This window comes from Pediococcus ethanolidurans (genome assembly GCF_001437405.1).
In the GTDB taxonomy this organism is placed as follows: domain Bacteria; phylum Bacillota; class Bacilli; order Lactobacillales; family Lactobacillaceae; genus Pediococcus; species Pediococcus ethanolidurans.
Genome location: NZ_JQBY01000011.1, coordinates 13,064 through 33,170, shown reverse-complemented (window position 1 = coordinate 33,170; position 20,107 = coordinate 13,064). Strand labels below are relative to the sequence as shown.

Annotated in this window: 18 protein-coding genes and 2 tRNA genes; 4 read left to right on the top strand and 16 right to left on the bottom strand. The window is 35.5% G+C overall.

Annotated features, from left to right (window positions below):
- Positions 1-180: 180 nt before the first annotated feature.
- The 9 genes from IV87_RS05990 to asnB form a co-directional block, all read right to left on the bottom strand.
- A complete protein-coding gene (locus IV87_RS05990; protein ID WP_057806385.1) occupies positions 181-642 on the bottom strand; it encodes an arginine repressor in 462 nt (153 codons plus the stop codon).
- A gap of 69 nt (positions 643-711) precedes the next feature.
- Complete coding sequence (locus IV87_RS05985; protein WP_057806383.1) at positions 712-1,398, bottom strand: Crp/Fnr family transcriptional regulator; 687 nt, start codon at positions 1,396-1,398, stop codon at positions 712-714.
- Between the two features lie 98 nt (positions 1,399-1,496).
- Positions 1,497-2,618 carry an aminotransferase gene (locus IV87_RS05980; protein WP_057806381.1) on the bottom strand — a complete coding sequence of 374 codons (1,122 nt, stop codon included), beginning with the start codon at positions 2,616-2,618 and terminating at the stop codon, positions 1,497-1,499.
- Between the two features lie 167 nt (positions 2,619-2,785).
- On the bottom strand, positions 2,786-4,474 hold the full coding sequence (argS, locus tag IV87_RS05975) for an arginine--tRNA ligase (protein ID WP_057806379.1): 1,689 nt from the start codon (positions 4,472-4,474) through the stop codon (positions 2,786-2,788).
- Between the two features lie 216 nt (positions 4,475-4,690).
- Positions 4,691-4,761: transfer RNA gene (locus IV87_RS05970), tRNA-Gly, on the bottom strand.
- Between the two features lie 96 nt (positions 4,762-4,857).
- Complete coding sequence (locus tag IV87_RS05965) at positions 4,858-5,571, bottom strand: aspartate/glutamate racemase family protein (RefSeq protein WP_057806377.1); 714 nt, start codon at positions 5,569-5,571, stop codon at positions 4,858-4,860.
- Between the two features lie 5 nt (positions 5,572-5,576).
- Positions 5,577-6,833 (bottom strand): carboxylate--amine ligase, encoded by a 1,257-nt coding sequence (locus IV87_RS05960; RefSeq protein ID WP_057806375.1) that lies wholly within the window; start codon positions 6,831-6,833, stop codon positions 5,577-5,579.
- On the bottom strand, positions 6,833-8,377 hold the full coding sequence (locus IV87_RS05955) for a UDP-N-acetylmuramoyl-L-alanyl-D-glutamate--2,6-diaminopimelate ligase (RefSeq protein ID WP_057806373.1): 1,545 nt from the start codon (positions 8,375-8,377) through the stop codon (positions 6,833-6,835). The genes IV87_RS05960 and IV87_RS05955 overlap by 1 nt, the downstream gene beginning before the upstream one ends.
- A gap of 19 nt (positions 8,378-8,396) precedes the next feature.
- Positions 8,397-10,277: an asparagine synthase (glutamine-hydrolyzing) gene (gene asnB, locus IV87_RS05950; protein WP_057806371.1), complete on the bottom strand. Its 1,881-nt coding sequence runs from the start codon at positions 10,275-10,277 to the stop codon at positions 8,397-8,399.
- Positions 10,278-10,566: 289 nt separating this feature from the next.
- Here asnB and IV87_RS05945 point away from each other — a divergent pair, with 289 nt between their 5' ends.
- Entirely contained in the window at positions 10,567-11,709 is a 1,143-nt protein-coding gene (locus IV87_RS05945) for an MFS transporter (protein WP_057806370.1), read from the top strand.
- A gap of 82 nt (positions 11,710-11,791) precedes the next feature.
- Positions 11,792-13,618, top strand: a complete 1,827-nt coding sequence (locus IV87_RS05940) for a heavy metal translocating P-type ATPase (protein WP_057806367.1) — start codon at positions 11,792-11,794, stop codon at positions 13,616-13,618.
- A gap of 69 nt (positions 13,619-13,687) precedes the next feature.
- Here IV87_RS05940 and IV87_RS05935 read toward each other — a convergent pair whose 3' ends face one another.
- On the bottom strand, positions 13,688-14,347 hold the full coding sequence (locus IV87_RS05935) for a deoxynucleoside kinase (RefSeq protein ID WP_057806366.1): 660 nt from the start codon (positions 14,345-14,347) through the stop codon (positions 13,688-13,690).
- 569 nt (positions 14,348-14,916) lie between these two features.
- On the opposite strand from IV87_RS05935, the gene IV87_RS05930 reads away from it, so the two are divergent.
- Positions 14,917-15,000: transfer RNA gene (locus tag IV87_RS05930), tRNA-Leu, on the top strand.
- 50 nt (positions 15,001-15,050) lie between these two features.
- Here IV87_RS05930 and IV87_RS05925 read toward each other — a convergent pair.
- The 5 genes from IV87_RS05925 to IV87_RS05905 form a co-directional block, all read right to left on the bottom strand.
- On the bottom strand, positions 15,051-15,329 hold the full coding sequence (locus IV87_RS05925) for a hypothetical protein (protein WP_057806364.1): 279 nt from the start codon (positions 15,327-15,329) through the stop codon (positions 15,051-15,053).
- Positions 15,330-15,341: 12 nt separating this feature from the next.
- Positions 15,342-15,563, bottom strand: coding sequence for a hypothetical protein (locus tag IV87_RS05920; protein WP_057806362.1), 222 nt, complete (start codon positions 15,561-15,563; stop codon positions 15,342-15,344).
- Positions 15,564-15,585: 22 nt separating this feature from the next.
- Positions 15,586-16,401: a Cof-type HAD-IIB family hydrolase gene (locus IV87_RS05915; RefSeq protein ID WP_057806361.1), complete on the bottom strand. Its 816-nt coding sequence runs from the start codon at positions 16,399-16,401 to the stop codon at positions 15,586-15,588.
- An 89-nt stretch (positions 16,402-16,490) separates the two neighbouring features.
- On the bottom strand, positions 16,491-17,600 hold the full coding sequence (locus IV87_RS05910) for a glycosyltransferase (RefSeq protein ID WP_057806359.1): 1,110 nt from the start codon (positions 17,598-17,600) through the stop codon (positions 16,491-16,493).
- Between the two features lie 168 nt (positions 17,601-17,768).
- Positions 17,769-18,227 (bottom strand): universal stress protein, encoded by a 459-nt coding sequence (locus IV87_RS05905; protein WP_057806357.1) that lies wholly within the window; start codon positions 18,225-18,227, stop codon positions 17,769-17,771.
- Between the two features lie 131 nt (positions 18,228-18,358).
- Here IV87_RS05905 and IV87_RS05900 point away from each other — a divergent pair, with 131 nt between their 5' ends.
- Positions 18,359-19,186 (top strand): NAD(P)H-hydrate dehydratase, encoded by an 828-nt coding sequence (locus IV87_RS05900; protein WP_057806355.1) that lies wholly within the window; start codon positions 18,359-18,361, stop codon positions 19,184-19,186.
- Between the two features lie 186 nt (positions 19,187-19,372).
- On the opposite strand, the gene IV87_RS05895 is transcribed toward IV87_RS05900, so the two are convergent.
- The gene (locus IV87_RS05895) at positions 19,373-20,098 is read right to left on the bottom strand and encodes a pseudouridine synthase (protein ID WP_057806352.1); all 726 of its coding nucleotides are present in this window, start codon (positions 20,096-20,098) and stop codon (positions 19,373-19,375) included.
- Between the last annotated feature and the right edge of the window lie 9 nt (positions 20,099-20,107).

The window sequence follows — 20,107 nt, the reverse complement described above, 5'->3', positions numbered from 1 at the left end:
TGAATGTTAGCTGTATTGTATCACAGTTTAAGAAGCCTTTTGAAATTCTGACCACGACTTAAAAGACCCTTAAAAATCATTCTTTTGTTTTCAAGACAACAAAAACAGAGTAAGACATCAATCTTTTAAGTTAGATAATCATCACTTAAAATTCGATGTCTCACTCTGTCCTTATTAACTTTAGCCTTCTGTAGATAGATACTTACTTAATTTTTGATGCAATTGCGTTGCTAATGTTTCGTTAGGACTAAAAACGACAATCGTATCAAACCCGGCTATGGTGCCAACAATTTCAGTCATTTCAGTGTCATCAAAAACGGCAGCCAGTCGATTTCCATCATTTGGCGTTGTTTTTACAATATTAACAAATTGAATTTGATCAATCTTTTGTGCCGTTTGCTTAAAAGTTTTAAAAAGGATTTCTGTTGGATCCTCATCATTAGTCTCAAAAATCATGTACCGTTGATTTCCCTCATGATCAGCACCCTTAACAATGTGCATTTCACGCATATCACGGGAAATGGTTGCTTGTGTTGCCACAACATCACGGGCCTTTAACAAAGTCATTAAATCATCTTGTTTAGTGACTAATTGATTGACAATAAGATCCTTAATAATATTTTGACGTTCACTTTTTTTCATAATCGCACTTCACTTCCGTATTGACTCTCTCAAGTATAGCAAAATTTAAAAACGCATAACAGTCTGTCCTTAATCAGATTCACTGGACGGAAAGAAAAAGTATTTACGCGAATACTTAAGAACATCTTGTGCAATCAAGTCATGAATTACTTGACCAGCAGTTTCACGAGTTGTTCCGGCAATTGAAGCAATTTCTTTAATTGGCAATGGAAAGGGAATTTTTCTGCCAACCTCTAAATCAACTCCGTGCTTATCATTTAGATTGTATAATACCTGAATAACGCGTGTTCTGGCAGACGAAGTAACTGTTTTTTGAATAAAAATTTCATTTTCCGACATAACTTCTTGCATTTTTCTAATAATAATTAATGAAAATTTATGGTTACTTTGTAATAAATCTTCAAACACTTTGGTTGGAATATAAAGCACCTCAGCATTTGTCAACGCCGTAACCGTATAACAATAAAGGCTGTCCACAAATGTGCCCCTTAAAGGAAAAAGTCTATTGGGACTAAGAAAACTAATATAAGACGACTCTTCATCGGCATCAAACGATTTAATTTTCAGAAATCCTTTTTTTAACATAAAGGTATAATTTCGATCATCATGCTGATCAATGAGATTTTGTCCCTTGGCGACTTTTTTATAACGAAGATTTTTCATAACATTCTTATATTCAGAATTTTCCAAAACATGACAGCCAGGGACATGAGACAAATAATGTTCATATTTCTTTTGTTGCTTGGGGTTAATCATAAAGTTAGCCTCTTTTCAAGAAAATTATAATGTTCCCATTATCCCAGAAACAAGTATAAAAACCAAGTATTATTCTCAAATAAGCTTATTGTTTTATCTTAAGCACACTTTTTAAGAAAATCGGCTAATTTTTGAAGTCCCATCTCTAAAGTCTTAGTATCTGTACAATAACCAACCCTAGCATGACCCGGCATATCGAATCTTGAGCCAGGAACAAGCAACACACCTGTTTTCTTTAACAACTGTTCACAAAAATCCTCATCACTCATTTTAATATTGAGTTTAATACAAGCTGTTGAAACCTGTTCTGGCATGATAATTTCCACTTTAGGCTGTGAAGCAACCCACCGCTTTAAAATTTCATGATTATTTTTCACTAATTTTCCGTTACGTTGTAAAATCGCCTTACGGTTTCGTAAAGTTATACATGCTAAAGTATCGTTAATGACGCCACCTGAAATCATGGTATAATCTCGATATTTTCTGAATGTATCAGCAAGCTTTTCTGATTGAGTTGCAATCCAACCAATACGTAGCCCAGGAACAGAATAGGTTTTAGAAAGACTGTTCACAGAAATTCCTTTTTCATATAAATCGGCGATGTTGGGAAACTGATCGATTTTATCAACTGGCTGATAGACTTCATCCGCTAATATATACGCATCCACTTTTCTTGCCAATTTAACGACCTGTTCTAATAACGGCTTGCCGAGGAGGCTGCCTGTGGGATTTTGTGCATTATTTAGACAGATCATTTTTGTTTTTGGCGTGATCAGACGCTGCAGTTGATCAAGACTTGGTTGCCAGTTTAAATCTTCTTCAAGATCCCATTCATCCACCTTTACACCTAATGATTTAGGCAAATCGTAAAGTTGCTGATAACTTGGATACAAAGAAATTATGTGATCCCCCGGATTTAACAAACTAAACAATGTTAAAAAGTTACCACCGGTTGCGCCATTTGTTTGCAAAATATTTTTACTGTTGACGCGTTTATACAACTGTGCGACTAACTGCTTAAATTCAGGTGAACCTTCAATCCAACCATAATTTAATTTTGTATTTAAATATTTTGTGAATGCTTCTGTTGAATCTTGACCATCAAAGTTAAGTAATTCCCCCAAAGTTAGTGAACTAATTGTACTTTGTGAAATATCAAATTGAGCCGCTTTTTCATTTTCATTTAGCCATTCTTCAACACCGAAGCCTTTAATTTCCATGGTTATTTCCTCCTCAAACTATGATTCGGCTCAATTAATACCTCAACAATTATATTGTATCAGGTCTAAACTTTGCCTGCTTCTTGATTTCGTATTTCAAAATGCGAAATATTTCACATTTTATCTATATTAAAAGCATGAGAAAAAATTTCCCATGCTTATTGAATTTACATTTCTGATGGTGCTTGTACTCCTAAAAGATTTAATGCAATTTCCAACACAATGCTGACACTTTGAACAAGTGCCAAACGGCTGTTCAACTGATCATCTTTCACTAACACTTTAGAATTTGCATAGTACTGATTAAATGATTTTGCAAGATGAAGTGCATATTTCGCAATAATTGATGGTTCATATTCTCTAACTGCTCGCAAAACAGTTTCTGGAAATGCTTGTAAGAATTTCAAAGTTTCCCAAGCATTTGGATCCGATAACTTCAGATCAGCAACTGTTACTTTGTGATCTGCTTTTCTTAAAATACTTTCAGCACGTGCACGTGTGTATTGAACATACGGACCTGTTTCACCTTCAAACCGAACAACTTCATTCAAATCAAAATCAAACGAATTCATGCGTTCATTTTTTAAATCATGAAAAATGACAGCACCAACACCGACTTCATGAGCAACTTGATCAGCATTTTTTAAATCAGGATTCTTAGACTGAATTTGTTGCTTGGCCAAATCAATGGCATCATCTAAAACTTTATCTAATAAGACAACTCGCCCAGAACGAGTAGATAGCTTTTTACCATTTAAAGTAATCAATCCAAATGGAATATGATGAATATCATCCGACCAATCAAAACCCATTTCTTTCAGTACTGCTTTGAGTTGCTTAAAATGATTAATCTGTTCTGCGCCAACCACATACAATGATTGAACAAAATCATAAGTACGTTTACGGTAAATAGCAGCCGCCAAGTCACGCGTAATATAAAGTGTTGCTCCATCCGTTTTTTTAATCAGTGCAGGATTTAAATTATATTTATCAAGATCAACAATTTCTGCACCCTGACTTTCTTTTAATAATTTTTTATCTTCAAGAATTTGAACAACTTCATCCATCTTATCATTATAAAAGGCTTCACCCTTGTATGAATCGAAGGTAATACCTAATTTATCATAGATACGTTTGAAAGATTGTAAAGAAACCGAACGGAACCACTGCCAAAGCTGAATAGCCTCGTCATCACCGTCTTCAAGTTTTTTAAACCATTTGCGCGCTTCATCATCCAGTTCTGGGTGATCTTTATCTTCTTTATGAAAACGAACATAATATTCAAGTAATTTATTAATGGGATCTGCTTTGACTTCTTCTTCGCTTCCCCAAAGTTTGTAAGCTTCAATCAACTTTCCAAATTGAGTACCCCAATCACCCAAATGATTAATTTTGACTGGTTGATAACCAGTTTTTGTAAGCAAATTAGCCAAAGAATTTCCAATCACTGTTGAGCGTAAATGGCCCATTGAAATGGGTTTCGCAATATTAGGTGAAGACATATCAATAGGAACTTTTCCATTATTTCCAACTGTAGCGTCACCATAATGACTATTTTGCGTTAAAACAGTTTGTAAAACTTCATCACTAAACGTATTTTTATCTAAGAAGAAATTAACGTATGGTCCTGCCGCTTCAACTTTTTCATAATTAGTTTGATTGATCTGATCAACCAAATCCTTTGCGATCATTTGTGGTGCCTTGTGTAAGGTTTTAGCTAAGATAAATATTGGAAAAGCATAGTCACCTAAATTTACGGTTTTAGGTACTTCAATTTTTTCATAAACAGCCTGTTCTTCTAACTTATCATCCAAAGCTTTGACAATACTTTGTGCAATTTGTTTCTTATAATCCATTTTTAGTTCCTCCATTTGTAAATTCAAAAAAAGTCTCTTACAAATAAACATTGTAAGAGACGAGTTAACCCGCGGTACCACTCTAATTGATTTTTAAAATCCACTCAATTTTTTAGTTTTAACCATAAAAGCACGTTCGCTAATATTTTCTATTCGGCTTTCACCATTCCGAACTCGCTAAAAGAAAAAGACTTAGGTACTACTCTCTTACGAAAAAGCGGGCAACGGGAATCGGACCCGCGACGCAAGCTTGGGAAGCTTGAATTTTACCACTAAACTATGCCCGCAAACACAAAAGTAAGTATAGCATAATGCCCAATTTTTGTCATGACTGATTTTTGCCTGCACAACTACTTATCCGCCACTTACCTACTTACTTAAAATTAATTATTTTTTCTTAATTTGGTTGCTAATTCGATCGATTTATCAACCAATATCGATTGAGAATCAGCAATTGGTATCTCTAGTTCAGGAGCTAATTCCTGGGCATAAGACAATTCTGTGCAGCCTAAAATCACAACTTCCGCACCTTGTTTTTGTACCATTTGTTTAACAATTTCATGAAAAAGTTCACCATCAACGTAATTTTGGTTCTTAATATCTTCAAAAATCAATTTGGTTGTCAACTTTTGAATTTGATCAGTTGGCTTGATAACCTCTAAATTTTGCTTAATCAGTTCACGATCATAAATGCCATCAGTAGTTGTTCCCTTAGTCCCAATAACCCCGACCTTTTTAACATTAGGATATTTTTCCTTGATGTATTTAACTGTCTCGCGTGGCATATGCACAATCGGTACCGTCGTCACCGCTTGTAATTCATCATAAAAATAATGTGCCGTATTACATGCAATTACAAAGAAACTAGGGTTTAGTTGGCTTTGTTGTTTAATATCTTCCAACAAATCCGGTAATGGACTAGGTTGCGTATGGTCCATTAAATAAGTCGAACGATCCGGAACCGTTGCATGATTTACTAAAACATAATTGAAATAATCTTGATCCTGATGAGCAGGGGTTCGTTTATTTAATAAACGTAAATAACTTTCCGTTGCCGGTGTCCCCATACCACCAATAATTGTAAAGAAATCCTTCATTTAACTCATCCCTTATTCTCTTCAAAATAACGATCGAAGTTTTTAACATAATTATGATTCATCCAGGTTAACAACGCAAATCTTTTGAGATTCATATCTTTTTTATCAAAAGCAGTCATCCCATATCGTTTTTGTTTGATTAGTTGTAATGCAGTTAATTTATCACGATTGTTACGTGCATATTTTTTAAATACTTTGATCGGAACACCTAACCATAACTGATGCGTGTCTTCTGATCGATTAGCATAAACAGTTGGTTTGTTTTTTAAATCTTCACTTACATAATCTTTGACAACCCACTGAGCTAAATTATAACCATTCAAAGTGACAAAGAAACTACTGCGTCCTTGACGTAAATTAATTTCGAACAATTTAAACGTTTGATCACGTGAATCATATTTCAAATCAAAGTTTGCATAACCTGTAAAATTAATTTTTTCTAGAAAATCTTGAATTGTTTTATAAATGGTTGAATTATACTCTGGCAAAATAGCAACATAGTTACCAATTGCCGCTGGAGCAACATCTTCTAGTAATGGATGTCCCAAGCACATCATCTTAACATGATGATACTGATCCACATATGCATTAAGGACACGCATATTACTATCATCGCCCGGAACAAAATCCTGCAAAATTAAATCCGAAGTATAGCCATTATCATAAATTTTCCCGACAATTTCATCAAATTCCGCACGCGATTGAATGCGAAATGCTTTTTTTCGTCCTTCAAAATGAATATCAAGCCATTCAACGCTATTGGCAGGCTTTAAAGCAACTGGATAACCAAATGGTTCTTCAATTTTATCAGAACTCTCATACTCTGCTTTGGTAATAATTCGTGTCTTCGGATAAGGCAAATCGAACTTATCACAAATTTCATAGAAACGCTCTTTGTTATTGAGTTTCCTTAATAGCGTATAATCCACATAAGGGCAGATAAAAGTCTTGGCAAGTTCATCTTTATGCTTTGAGATTAATTCCGCATAGCCATCGCCCATTCCAAGTAAAATAACTTTTTCAGAACGATTTTCATAGCGTTTAGCAATCTTTTTCATTGTTTCGAAAAAAACTGGATCTTCTGAAAAACCAGGAATTAGTTCCAAATCTACAATTTTTGTAAATCGCGTCGGTGCTAATTCTTTTTCAGCAAATGCTTTAACTTTTTTTCCGGTCATTTTGTAAAATGAACGGGCCATTCCATAAGCATTAAAATCACTACCTAATAACACAGGAATATAATCATTTTTTGAGTTTTCCATTACGCCAATCCTTTCAAAACTTCTTTAGCAACCTTCATATCAGTTGGCCATGGCGTATTAACACCCCTAACTTTCTGATAGGGATCCTCCCCCTTAGCCGCTAAGATCACAACATCCTCTGGACGACTAATTGTAATTGCCTGCTTAATCGCTGAATAACGATCAACAATTTTTTTAACCTGCACTTTTTTATGATCAATATAACTATCAATCACTTCTATAATCGCATTAGGATCTTCGAAACCTGGATCATCGGTTGTCAAAATTGCGATATCCGCATGTGCCGTCAATGCTTCACCAAATCCTTTTCGCCGAGAAATTCCTTTATCACCGGGACTTCCTACAACTACAATCAAACGACCATTTGGATACTGACTTCGCAAAAAACTAAGTAAGGCATTCATGCTGGCATAATTATGCGCATAGTCAACGTAAATAACACCGTGATGTTTCGAAACAATTGATTCCATTCGACCAGGAACTTTTATTTTCGTTAATAAGTCGTGTGTTTGTTCATAGGTTGCACCGGCTAATCCCGCGGCAATCAGAGCACTAGTTGCATTACTTTGGTTATAATCTCCCGGCATACTTAAATCATATAGCCCGTCAATATGTAACGCCTTAGCTTTTGGACTAACCTCTTTAACTTCTATTTCAGTCAAACGCAAATCATCACGATCATTGTAATAAACAACGTCAATTGGAACCGCTAAATTAATTTTAGCATTCGCCTGTTTAAATAAATAAATTTTTTGAGGATCTGTTGTTGCTTTAGCTGCTTGATATATTTCTTCAAGATGAGCCGTTTGTGCGTTGATAACACAAACATCTGAGTTAACCAATAATTGCATTTTGCAATGCAAATAGTTTTCAAAAGTTGGATGTTCGTTCCGACCAATATGATCTGGGGTGATATTTAAAAATATCCCTACATCATAATGTAAGCCATATACACGATTTCGTAAATAGGCTTGAGAAGATACTTCCATAACAAGTGAATGCATCCCATTGTTAACTGCTTCACGCATATCGTGAAACAAATTCAGAGATTCTGGCGTAGTTAAATCAGATTTAAACTCTTGGTCTGGTTTTGAACCAGTAATACGATCAATAGTTGAAAATAGTGCTGCCTTATTTCCAGAAATTGATTTTAAAATATGGTGCGTAAAATATGCGGACGTTGTTTTTCCCTTAGTGCCAGTAAAAGCAATGATAAATAAGTCGTTTTGAGGATAATCATAAAAAGCAGCACCAATCAAAGCCATTGCTTTTGAAACATTTGTCACTACGATGCCACACATCTTAGGAACTTCTTCAAATTGCTGTTCTGCAATATAGACCGTTGCACCATTAGTCTGTGCAACTTTTAGATAAGCTGGTTTAAAATTACCCTTACAGAAGAAAAGATCGTTGGCAACTGTGTGACGTGAGTCATATTTAACTCCCGTAATTGTTTGATGATCGCCTTTAACATTATTTACTACCTGTTTTAGCAGATGATGTTCTTTCAAAATCATGGTAATTTCGGCAATCTCGAGTGCCATATTTTCCATCTCCAAAATATTAAACTTGTGTGCGATGAACTAACTTACTTGTTGTGGCTGTAGTATTTTCTGGAAAATAAACTTCATACCACAGAATAAATGTATAAATTGTAAAGATCTTTTGCATACTTGACTTTCCGTTTATATGTTCATGCAAGATATGCATCAAAGCTTCCGGTTTAAAGAAACGTTTAGCAACATCTGAATTAAATGCCGTCTCAATGCGTTTACGATATTTATCCTCTTTAATCCAACTAGCGATTGGGGATGGAAAGCCCATTTTTTCTTTCTTAGCTACTCGTTCCGGAAGTTCACTTTCGGCAGCAGTTCTCAAAGAAATTTTGGTTTCATCTTTATGAATTCGTGTTTTGATTGGCATAGTTGCCGCGAATTTAGCCACTTCTTTATCAACCAATGGTGTTCGTACTTCTAACGAGTTACACATACTCATTCGATCAGCCTTATGCAAGATATCAAAAGGTAACCAAGTATTGATATCAAAGTATTGCATTTGTGTCATTTCATCTTTGCCTTTAACTTCATCAAAGATATGTTTTGTGTAAGCACCAGAATCCACGTTTATACTTGGATCACGTAAGATTTCGTCACGTTCATGCTTATTGAAAACATAGTTAACACGATAATAGCGCTCACTTAATGGCTGCGCACCTCTGACTAAGAAACGTTTGCCATGAAATCTAGGCAAATTTTGAACTAGTCGTGCTAAACCAGTTCGAACAAACTGAGGAACCCACTTTTGATAACGTTCAAAAGGAAAGGCTTCCAAATAAGTATTATAGCCTCCAAAGAACTCATCAGCCCCTTCACCAGATAAAGCAACCTTAACATGTTCTCTGGTTCCTTTGGAAAGGTAATAAAGTTGCATTGCTGAAGGATTAGAAAGTGGTTCATCCATGTAATACATGATCGTTGGCAAGATATCAAAATAATCATCGCCGTCCATTGTTAATGGCGTGTTTTGTTGATGAATTTCTTTAGCAAACTCGGTAGAATAACTTAATTCACTGTATTTGGAGTCATTAAAGCCAAGAGAAAACGATTGAATTGGTTTGAGTTTAGCTGCTTCTGCCAAAACATAGCTTGAATCAATACCACTTGACAAGAAACTTCCCACTTCAACATCAGCTATCATGTGTGCTTTAACGGAATCTTTAACAATTCCACGAATCTTTTTAGCATCTTCATCAATTGTTTGTGATTCGTCAATATGGTCGTAGTTGAATTTGAAATACGTATGGGTTTCCGTTTTACCATCTTTATGCAAGAAATAGGTACCAGGTAAAAGTTTATAAACATTTTTAAACATGGTTTCTTTTGAAGGAATAAACTCAAAACTTAAATGAATTGGTAATAGCCGTTCATTGAATTTCTTATGAAAATTAGGATGCTCTAAAAATGCCTTAATTTCAGATCCCCACAGGAATGAGTCACCATCGTCATAATAATAAAGTGGTTTAATGCCAAAGTGATCACGAGCACCAAAGACTTCTTTTTTCTGGGTATCATAAATTACAAATGCGTACATACCTCGCAACTTCTGTAAGAGATCTGCACCCCAAGCATCATAACCATGAATTAAAACTTCCGAATCCACGTCTGTTTGAAATTTGTAACCTAATTTTTTTAATTCTTCGCGAATTTCTTGATAATTATAAATTTCACCATTAAAGGTTAAAACCTTCGTTTTAGTTGAGTTTAGCATTGGTTGCTTACCATGTGCCAAATCAATAATTGAAAGACGTCTGAACCCTAAAGAGGCTCCTTCATCTTGAAAGTAGGCTTCATCATCTGGACCACGATGTTTAATTCGGTCCGCCATTGATTTAATGACATCAGTATTGACGTCATTTTGGTTAAGATACCCCACAAATCCACACATTTTATAAACTCCCTTTTTTTAAATCAATTAGTTATGTTCAGTAGATAATTTTGAAAATAAAAATGCATTATGAAAAATCACCGTAACACGAATTATTTTACCAAATTTAGCACTAAAATTCTACAGGCAGTCTAATGGTAAAGTTGCCATCTCCTTCTAATACTAAGTCTAAATTCTATTGTCTTAAATGTAGTTTCTGAAAATCATTGAAAATTGCTGGTCTATATGTAATAGTTAGATTAATAAACAATGAGAAAACGATGAGCCAAAAAGAAAGGCGTTAATTTACATGCAAAATAAACCTGTTTTAATCACTAATATGTTAGTTAATATGGGAATTGGTCTTATCATGCCAATTACCACGCTTTACATTCATGGTACGTTGAACAAAAGTCTGGTAACTGCTGGTTACGTTCTTTTTTGTTTTTCTGGTGCAATGATGATTGGTAATTTAATCGGCGGCAAACTTTTTGACAGTTGGCAACAAAAACCACTGATGTATTTAAACGGAACTGGGGTTGTCATTGCTTTATTTTTACTGGGGTTCTTTCCTCAATGGCCAATTTATCCAGTCTTAATAACTTTATATGGCCTTTTCTTGGGTGGCTTAAATTCTTCAATCAACGGCTATATTGCTTTCTTGCAGGTTAAAGATCCAAATATCTTCAATAATGGGTATTGGTTTGCTAGTTTAGGAATGGGCTTGGCCACTTTTTTGTCCGGAATTTTATTCGGTATCAGTATTCGCGTTGTGTTCTTCAGTTCAGCGATTTTATTTCTGCTGACCACTTTACTCATAAAACTAACCTTTCACACTCTCCAAAAACAACCTGTCATGGCAAAAAAAAATGATAAGCAAAAGAAATCAAATCATGCTTTTATGAGTATCCTTTTAATCTGTGTTGTGATGATTATTATTTGGATTTGTTACGAGCAATGGAACAGTAATGTTTCAGTTCTAATGATCGCCAAACATATTTCAGTGCCTAAGTATAGTCTCCTTTTTACGATCAGTACGATAGAAGTTGTTTTAGTTCAGCCATTTATGAATCGTTTCTTTAAACCCAGTTTCAAATCAGAAAAAATGCGAGTTGTTTTAGGACTCCTTTCATTTGCATTTTCTTATTTAGCTATTATTAATACAGGAAGTTACTGGCGTTATGTTTTAGGTATTACACTGGTAACTTTTGGCGAAATGTTGGCACTTATTGCTATTCCAGCCATTCTAAATCGTTTTGCCGATGATCAAAATCGGGGCACAATTCAATCTTTAGGTAGTTTTGCCGGTTCAATGGGAAGAGCACTAGGTCCGTTATTTGGAGGATACTTTATCACCACTTTTAACTATAATTGGACCTTTTTTGGAATGTTTATTATGCACTTGCTCCTTATTTTACCGATCTTTACGCTTAAACTTGGCAAAGCAAAATAGCTTTTCATTTTACTGGTAATTCACAGCAACTTCATCTATAATGTGTTTAGAATCATTCTAAATAAGAAAGAAGTTGCACTGTATGAAACATACGACAAAATTCGCCTTAGTTGTTCTTCTTGGTGTTTTAGCACTTTTTCTAGAGTTTTCATTTCATCTTCATTTAGCCGCTCAGATTATTATCACGGTGGTTGGCATCTTCATTTCAATCACAATGTTAATTGAAATGATCAAAACTTTGCGATCTGGCAAATATGGAGTTGATTTACTGGCAATTACCGCCATTGTTGCCACATTGGCAGTTGGTGAATATTGGGCAAGCATTGTGGTATTGATCATGCTTACTGGTGGTGATTCCTTGGAAGACTATGCTGCTCATAAAGCTGGCAAAGAACTACAGAATCTTCTAGACAATTCTCCTCAAAAGGCCCATGTTTTATCAGATGGACACCTAACCACTAAATCTGTGGAAGCAGTTCAAGTAAACGATCAAGTGGTCGTTAAACCCGGTGAAGTGGTACCCGTTGATGGGATTGTCTTATCCGGATCATCAATCTTTGATGAATCCTCACTAACAGGTGAATCAAATCCAGTCACTAAATCGATCAGCGATGATCTTATGTCAGGTTCCATAAATGGCGATGGTGCAATCACCATGAAAGTTACAAAAATTGCGGCTGATAGTCAATATCAAACCATCGTTAAGTTGGTTAAAGCTTCTGAAGCTCAACCAGCTCATTTCGTAAGACTAGCTGATCGTTATGCTATTCCATTCACGCTCATTTCTTATTTAATTGCTGGAATTGCCTGGTATATTTCCAAAGATCCAGTTCGTTTTGCAGAAGTTCTGGTTGTGGCTTCCCCATGTCCTTTGATTTTAGCAGCTCCAATTGCGCTTGTTTCCGGCATGAGTAGTGCTAACCGTAATGGTATTATTATCAAAAATGGCACAACCATTGAAAAATTTGCGACCGCCAAAACAATCGCTTTCGACAAAACAGGAACTTTAACAAAAGGAATTTTGGCTCTTGATCAAATTAAGAGTTTTCCTCCCTACTCAACTGATCAGTTGTTAGCAATTGCGGCTAGCGCAGAACAACAGTCAAGCCATATCTTGGCACGTTCGATTGTAAATGCGGTTGATAAAAATATTCTTTTACCAGTTTCAGAAATTCAAGAAGTGACTGGGATGGGAATTACAGCTCAAGTTGATCAACATCACGTTAAAATTGGTCGAAAGAAATTTGTCACTACTGAAACATTGGAAACGCCTAAGCAAACCGCCATCTATATTTCAGTAGATGATAAATTTGCAGGTTACATTACCTTTTCTGATCAAATTCGCCCAGAAGCCTCAATTACAATTACGCAATTGAACGAATTAGGCATTAAAAATACATTGATGATCAGTGGCGACCAAAAAGCGACTGCAAACATGGTTGGTAATCAAATTGGGATTGCCAAGGTTTATTCCGAATGTTTACCCAAAGACAAAATCGCCGTTTTAAAAGACCAAGAGAATCATCTACGTCCGGTTGTCATGGTTGGTGATGGGGTTAATGACGCTCCTTCTCTAACAGTTGCCGATGTCGGAATTGCCATGGGCGCTCGCGGCTCAACTGCTGCAAGCGAATCGGCCGATATTGTTATTTTAAAGGATGATCTAGGTCGAGTCGCTCGTGCTTTGAGCATCTCTCAATACACAATGAAGATCGCCAAACAATCCGTATTAATAGGAATTTTTATTTGTATTGGCCTAATGTTAATTGCGGCCACCGGGATCATTCCTGCTCTAATCGGGGCACTCTTTCAAGAGGTAGTAGATACCGTCACTATTCTTTGGGCACTATTGGCTCATCGAGATAATGCTGATTTAAAACAGTTAATTGCTCAACAAAAAAATATTTAATCAATTACAAAAGACGCGGAACAAAGGATTTAGTAGTTATCCTTTACTCCGCGTCTTTACTTTATTTAATTACATTGCTTCTTCAACATCTTTAGGTTGACGAATTTTTGCCAAGGCAGCATCAATTTGTCCCAATACTATTTCTACATTCTTTGGATTTTCCAAATCATATTTTTGTAAATCAATTTTAATTTTTGGACTGGCATCATAGTCACGATACCACTCTTTATATGCTGTCCACATTTTCAGATAGTAATCTTCAAGTTCTGGATTATTATCAAACTGTTCATAATCACGGCCACGTTTTTTAATTCGATATAAAATCGTGTCAAAATCCGTTTCTGCATATACCATCAAATCAGGTGCTTTTTTAGGAAGATCATTTAATTCGTTCATCATATTATCAAGAAGGTTTAAATAAACACCAAATTCAGTATCTGTAATATTACCCTCTTTATTATTTTCTCGAGTAAATAATGCGTCTTCATAAATAGAGCGATCCAAAACGTTATTATCGTCAGAAAGTGCTTTTTTAATCATCGCAAAACGTTTATTTAAGAAATAAATTTGTAGCAAAAAACCATAACTCTTTTGATCAGAATAATATAATGGTAAAACCGGATTGTCTCCAACTGGTTCGTAAAAAGCTTTTGAACCATAATGACTTGCAATCTTGCCAGTTAACGTCGTTTTCCCAACACCAATCATTCCTGCTGTAATTATCACCATACAAGGCCCCTCTTTATCTTTAATCAAGATTTAGTATAGCATATATTTTTAGCATACAACATCTTGCGTTTTAATTAAATTTATGCAGTACTTCTCTTAAAATTTTCAATCCCGTTATTATGCAATTTAAACAAATTAATTTTGATACAAATAACCAATTTGGTTAAATTAAATTAATATAAAAAGCTCTACTGCAAAACACAAAAAACCAACGGCATCAACTGACAACCAAAAACAATATTTTTTTGCTTTTTCAGCTGAAAGTAATTTAATTTGATATTTTTCTTGAATTTCAACAGATTGCTTATTCCAATAATCATGTGTTATTTTGAAATTACTTTTTGTTTACTAAAGGTTTCGTGTCAGTCGATTAAGTGTAATTTAGTACTTTCAAACTTTCATTTTCTAATTTCAGCCATTAAGCATAAAAAATAGGCATGAACTAGCATACCATATTTCAAGTCAATTTTATTTTAACAACGTGTAACATTTTTTATTTTTAAAACTTCAAAGCTTGGCTTAGTCTTTTAATTTTTAAGAATATAGTGTAAAATAATTACTGTTGTTTAGCCCCAGTGGCGGAACTGGCAGACGCGCAGCGTTCAGGTCGCTGTATGGGCAACCATGTACAGGTTCGAATCCTGCCTGGGGCACTAAAAATAAAAAACAGAAATGCGGATAATTTGAAGCATTTCCGTTTTTTTTATTTGTCCAATTTAACCACAGTTCCATATCCAACTACAATTAGAAACTTAGGTGCAACACCTACATTGGCAACCTCTGTATTAAAATGAACGCCAATTAAACCATCACCATCTTTGAGTTCAGCTCTTTTTGTTAATTTCTTTTTGGTTTCTTCAATAAGCTGATCAAACATTTGATATTGATCAATTTCGTCAGCTGCCAGCATAATCCGACTTGTTGCTGAAACAATTCCCACAATTGTGTGACCCACATTGATCTCTTCCGTAGACATAAACATAGCGATCCCTCTTTACTTCTCAGATTTATCTTTCTTTGCCTGGGCCTCTTCTTGCCGCTGCATGGCAAGTAATTTAATTTTAAGCTCAACGACGGTAACTGTAATCATGGCAACTAAAAAGCCAACAATCCAAAGGACAATGATGAGCCAAAATGGTAATTGTGTAAATAACGTAATTAACACAAGCGCTACTGCAATCAAACCAGGAACGCCCACTAATGTAGCCTTTAACATTTTGTTCCTCCATCAATTTAAATTAAAGTACAAACTTGTCAATTGCTTCAGCCACACCAGTTAAATAATTATTTTTGGTCACATATTTGGCTAAGCTCTTTGCTTCCTCGGTACCGTTGGCTACAACCACTGGCATCCCCACTTTACGTAACATTGGTAAATCATTACTATTATCTCCTAGAGCTAAAACTTCATCTTTCTTAATGCCTAAAGACGCTGCCAGTTCCAAAGTGGCGGTACCTTTATCAGTGCCCAAATGATTAAATTCGGCGTACATTCCGGAAGAATAGCTGGCATTTAACTGGTTATCAAAAGCATGCATCACTTCATCATGAACCGGCTCTAACTTTTTTTGATCAGGATTCATCGTAATAACTTTCATGATTTTATCATTTTTGAAGATTGAAAAATCATTATTTTCCATAATCTGGTATTCAACATGACGAGGTTTTAAATACGCCAAATCTTCCTCACGAGGATTGTAGATATACAGCTTATTTAAAGTATATACGTGCGTATCATTATGGGGGTACTTCGATGTAATATCAAATACCCCCTTTGCTTCTTCAAAAGTCATTTCATTAGTTTGGAGCACTTTATTGTTTTTGTTTTCAATAATGGCTCCTCCATTATATGAAATGACAAATTCATTAGGTTCTTGATATAAGCCTAATTTTTGTAATAGAACTTGTACCGATGCAAAGCCGCGACCAGTATTAGGGACAAACTTGACTCCCTTTTTTGAGGCGGCCTTAATAGCTTCAATATTCTCTTGGGAAATTTTTCCATCGCCACCAAGTAAGGTTTCATCTAAATCACTAACGATTAATTTATACACTTTTGATCATCGACTTTCTTATTTACTAACCCTACCATATCGAAAATTGAAGTCGTTTTCAATGTTATTTTTAATATTTAGTAATTCTTTTATTTGGTAGCAGCTGAATTCGAATCGCTTTGCGTCAAAACTGCTAACCATTGTTGTATGACTGTTTCAATTTTAAAAGATTGAATCCGTTCCAATGATTTTTGCGCATAAGCATGTCGCAAAGGTTCACTTACCATAAGCTTATTAAGTCCTCTCACAAAATCTGGCACGTCTTGTGCTTTGGTTAGCAAACCGTACTGATTATGTCCTAAGAATTCTGCTGAACCCGTATTTTCCATTGCCACAATGGGTAACCCAAAGGCCATCGCTTCCCCAATTACAAGAGGCATCCCCTCCCAGCGTGAAGTGGAAACGAAAATCGAAGCCGTTTCGTAATGAGCTTGTAAAGCACTATCTTTCAGCGCACCTCGATAGATAATCTTATCCGCAACATCAAACTTTTCAATTAACTGGCGAAACAACGTCATTTGTTCAGGTACACCTTGTCCTGCAATGGCAATTTTCCAATCAGTTGGTAAAAACTGTGCAGCTTCCAGTAATAAGTCGATTCCCTTGTGTGGAATCGCTATTCGCGCCGTAAACGCAATTAGATGAGATTTTAAATCAGATTGTTTTTCTGGCAATAAGGTTAACGGATTATATATTTTGACCGTGTTGGCATTAAATTGACGATAATTATTTAGATCTGAGTTTGTTAAAACAACAACCGTGTCTGCTATCTTCAAACCACTAACAAATTCTTCACGCATCCGTTGATAATACTGTGTCATGTACGTTTTGTAATTATTGTGCATCCAAACAATTATTTGAAGATTGGGAACCCGCTTTTTTATCAGTGGCGCAAAACTGGTTGTTAAACCAGCAGCCAAAACGACACTTTGAAAGTTTCCATTCTGAATGAAATCACACAAATCCTCAATTTGTTCACTGTATTTTTCATAAGGTTTTTCGCCAAAATAATTCAATACATGTCCTGGAGCAGGACGTTTGGCCACAACTAATTTTGCCTGTAATTCATAGTATGGTGTCACATCTTTCAATGAATAATACGTCACATCAGCATGTTCGGTTAATGCATTGCCCATCACAGTAGCAGCACGTTTAACACCATCCATGACAACATTTTCAAGAACAATTAATATTTTCATAGGTTAGATTACTAAGGACCCTTTCCCCTAGTCTCTCCTCTCCATAATTATTTTTAAACTAGTTAATGCCATAATCTTTTATTTTAAAAAAACTAATGGCGAAATAGTTATTTGCCTATTTTAAACAACCATTCCGCCATCATAAACTAGTTTTCTTCATTGCATTATTTATCTAACTACCATTACATCTGCTAAAGAATGCTCTAAAATATAAGTGGTATTCGATCCTAAAAACATCTGTGCCACTCGGTTTGCACCAGTTGCACCAATATAAATCAAATCGATTTTTTCGGTTTGCTGAATATTTCTGGCTAATTCTTCGCGTGGACTACCAATTTTAACAATGCTGGTTACGTCTTGTACGCCTTTATCTTTTGCCTGAGCTACCACGTCATCTAAAAGTACTTTTTGTTCTTTTAAACGACTTTCATCATCTATATCTGTTTCCACAACGCCAAATCCAATAGAAGCTCTTCCAACCGTTGATAGCTGTGGTTTTAAAATTTGAGCGATATACAACTTTGCCTTATTTCTGATTGCTGCATCGATTGCCTTATCCAAGGCATGCATTGACGTTTCAGAACCATCAATTCCGACTAAAATGTTTTGATATTGTTGACTTTCCATGGTACTCATCTCGCTTTCTGGTTTATCTAGTTTTATTGTAGCAAAAGCTTATGAATTCTAATAGTAAAAGGACCTTCTGATTTAAATATTCAAAAAATTTCGTTATACTAATCACATGGAGGATTAACCTTATGAAAGTAATTACGCAAGCCATGGTTGCAGCAACCATAAAAAAAAGAGCTGTGGAAACTCACAAAGGGTCGTTTGGAAAATTATTGGTAATTGGCGGCAATGCACAGTATGGTGGTGCCATCATTTTAACTAGCAGTGCGGCCGTTTATTCAGGATGCGGTTTAGTCACTACCGCTACTCATCCAACTAATTTTGCCAGCCTTCATGCTCGGCTTCCTGAAACGATGGTGATTGACTTTCAAGAAAATAAAGCATTAATAAAAATGATCAAAAATGTAAACACAGTTGTGGTCGGCCCTGGTCTAGGAGAAGATTCAGTAGCCTTAAAAATATTACATACCGTTTTTCAAACTATTCAGACTTCACAACATTTAATAATTGACGGCTCTGCCATTGATCTTGTTGCTACCCATAATTTGAAATTACCAGATGCTAAAATTATTTTCACACCACATCAAATGGAATGGCAAAGACTATCGACTATCCCAATTTCTGACCAAACAGAAAATAAAAATAAACTGACTCAGCATAAATTGCACGCCACCGTTGTTTTAAAAAAGCATCACACTGAAATCTATACCGATCAATCTGTTTATCAATTACAACTGGGTGGCCCCGCAATGGCTACTGGTGGGATGGGAGACACACTTGCTGGTATGATTGGTGCGTTTGTCGCGCAATTTTCTGATCAAGAGGCTGCTGTTATTAGTGCAACGTATTTGCATAGTTTTATTGCTGACAACTTGGCTGAATCGCAATATGTTGTCCTACCTCATCAAATAATTAATCAAATTCCACAAGCAATGTCTCAGTTTGCGCGTAAATAATTAAAGTATCGCTTGCAATTGAATAAACAAAAATTGAGAATGAGGAAGACAGCTTCCCAATTCTCAATTTTTTTATTTGTGGACTTGTTATCTAAAAAGTAGGAAACAAGGTAGATTTCTTCGATTGGTTTCGTTTGAAATCTAAATACCTTATTTCCCACTTTCATTGTCCATATATTTCAGATTTTATTTAGTTAGCTCCAGTAATTCATCCACTTCTTTTTGGCTTAATTCCCGATAATTTCCGGGTAATAAACCTACATCAATTGCCAAAGTTCCCATTTTAATGCGTTGCAAACGAACCACTTTTTGCCCTACTGCACCAAACATACGCCGTACCTGGTGATATTTACCTTCTTGTATTTGAACGTGCACACGCGTCGTGTTTTCAAGCTTGTTATAATTCAAGATTTCAAGCTTGGCCGGATAAAGCTCTGTGCCGTCTTTTAACGTAATCCCATCAGTAAACTTTTGAATAACTTGCTCATCTAATTTACCAGTTACAGTTGCCTCGTACGTTTTTTTGATATGATGCGCTGGCGATAGGAGTTTATGTGCTAAATCACCATCATTGGTAATCAAAAGCAGCCCTTCCGTATCCTTATCAAGCCGACCAACCGGAAAAAGATCTGGGCGATAATCCGATTTATTAAATAAGTCCATCACCGTTTTTTGATGTTTATCCGTAGAGGCTGAAATAACGCCTAAGGGTTTATTGAGTAAGTAATAATAATGAACTTGATACTGTATTTCGCGTTCACCCAATTTCACCAAATCTTGCCCTGGTTTCAATTGCGTTTTACCAGAAACTACTTGACGCGCGTTCAAAGTGACAGCTCCCTTTTTAATCAGTTGGGTAATTTGACTGCGTGTGCCAATATTCATCTGATGCAAAAATTTATCAATTCGCATAATTACTCC

Coding starts and splice junctions, on each gene's coding strand:
- IV87_RS05940 (WP_057806367.1), top strand. CDS start 11,792: ATGAAACATACGACAAAATTCGCCTTAGTTGTTCTTCTTGGTGTTTTA.
- IV87_RS05920 (WP_057806362.1), bottom strand. CDS start 15,563: ATGTTAAAGGCTACATTAGTGGGCGTTCCTGGTTTGATTGCAGTAGCG.
- IV87_RS05895 (WP_057806352.1), bottom strand. CDS start 20,098: ATGCGAATTGATAAATTTTTGCATCAGATGAATATTGGCACACGCAGT.
- IV87_RS05990 (WP_057806385.1), bottom strand. CDS start 642: ATGAAAAAAAGTGAACGTCAAAATATTATTAAGGATCTTATTGTCAAT.
- argS (WP_057806379.1), bottom strand. CDS start 4,474: ATGGATTATAAGAAACAAATTGCACAAAGTATTGTCAAAGCTTTGGAT.
- IV87_RS05935 (WP_057806366.1), bottom strand. CDS start 14,347: ATGGTGATAATTACAGCAGGAATGATTGGTGTTGGGAAAACGACGTTA.
- IV87_RS05985 (WP_057806383.1), bottom strand. CDS start 1,398: ATGATTAACCCCAAGCAACAAAAGAAATATGAACATTATTTGTCTCAT.
- IV87_RS05900 (WP_057806355.1), top strand. CDS start 18,359: ATGAAAGTAATTACGCAAGCCATGGTTGCAGCAACCATAAAAAAAAGA.
- IV87_RS05955 (WP_057806373.1), bottom strand. CDS start 8,377: ATGGCACTCGAGATTGCCGAAATTACCATGATTTTGAAAGAACATCAT.
- IV87_RS05965 (WP_057806377.1), bottom strand. CDS start 5,571: ATGAAGGATTTCTTTACAATTATTGGTGGTATGGGGACACCGGCAACG.
- IV87_RS05910 (WP_057806359.1), bottom strand. CDS start 17,600: ATGAAAATATTAATTGTTCTTGAAAATGTTGTCATGGATGGTGTTAAA.
- IV87_RS05925 (WP_057806364.1), bottom strand. CDS start 15,329: ATGTTTATGTCTACGGAAGAGATCAATGTGGGTCACACAATTGTGGGA.
- IV87_RS05905 (WP_057806357.1), bottom strand. CDS start 18,227: ATGGAAAGTCAACAATATCAAAACATTTTAGTCGGAATTGATGGTTCT.
- IV87_RS05980 (WP_057806381.1), bottom strand. CDS start 2,618: ATGGAAATTAAAGGCTTCGGTGTTGAAGAATGGCTAAATGAAAATGAA.
- IV87_RS05945 (WP_057806370.1), top strand. CDS start 10,567: ATGCAAAATAAACCTGTTTTAATCACTAATATGTTAGTTAATATGGGA.
- IV87_RS05960 (WP_057806375.1), bottom strand. CDS start 6,833: ATGGAAAACTCAAAAAATGATTATATTCCTGTGTTATTAGGTAGTGAT.
- asnB (WP_057806371.1), bottom strand. CDS start 10,277: ATGTGTGGATTTGTGGGGTATCTTAACCAAAATGACGTCAATACTGAT.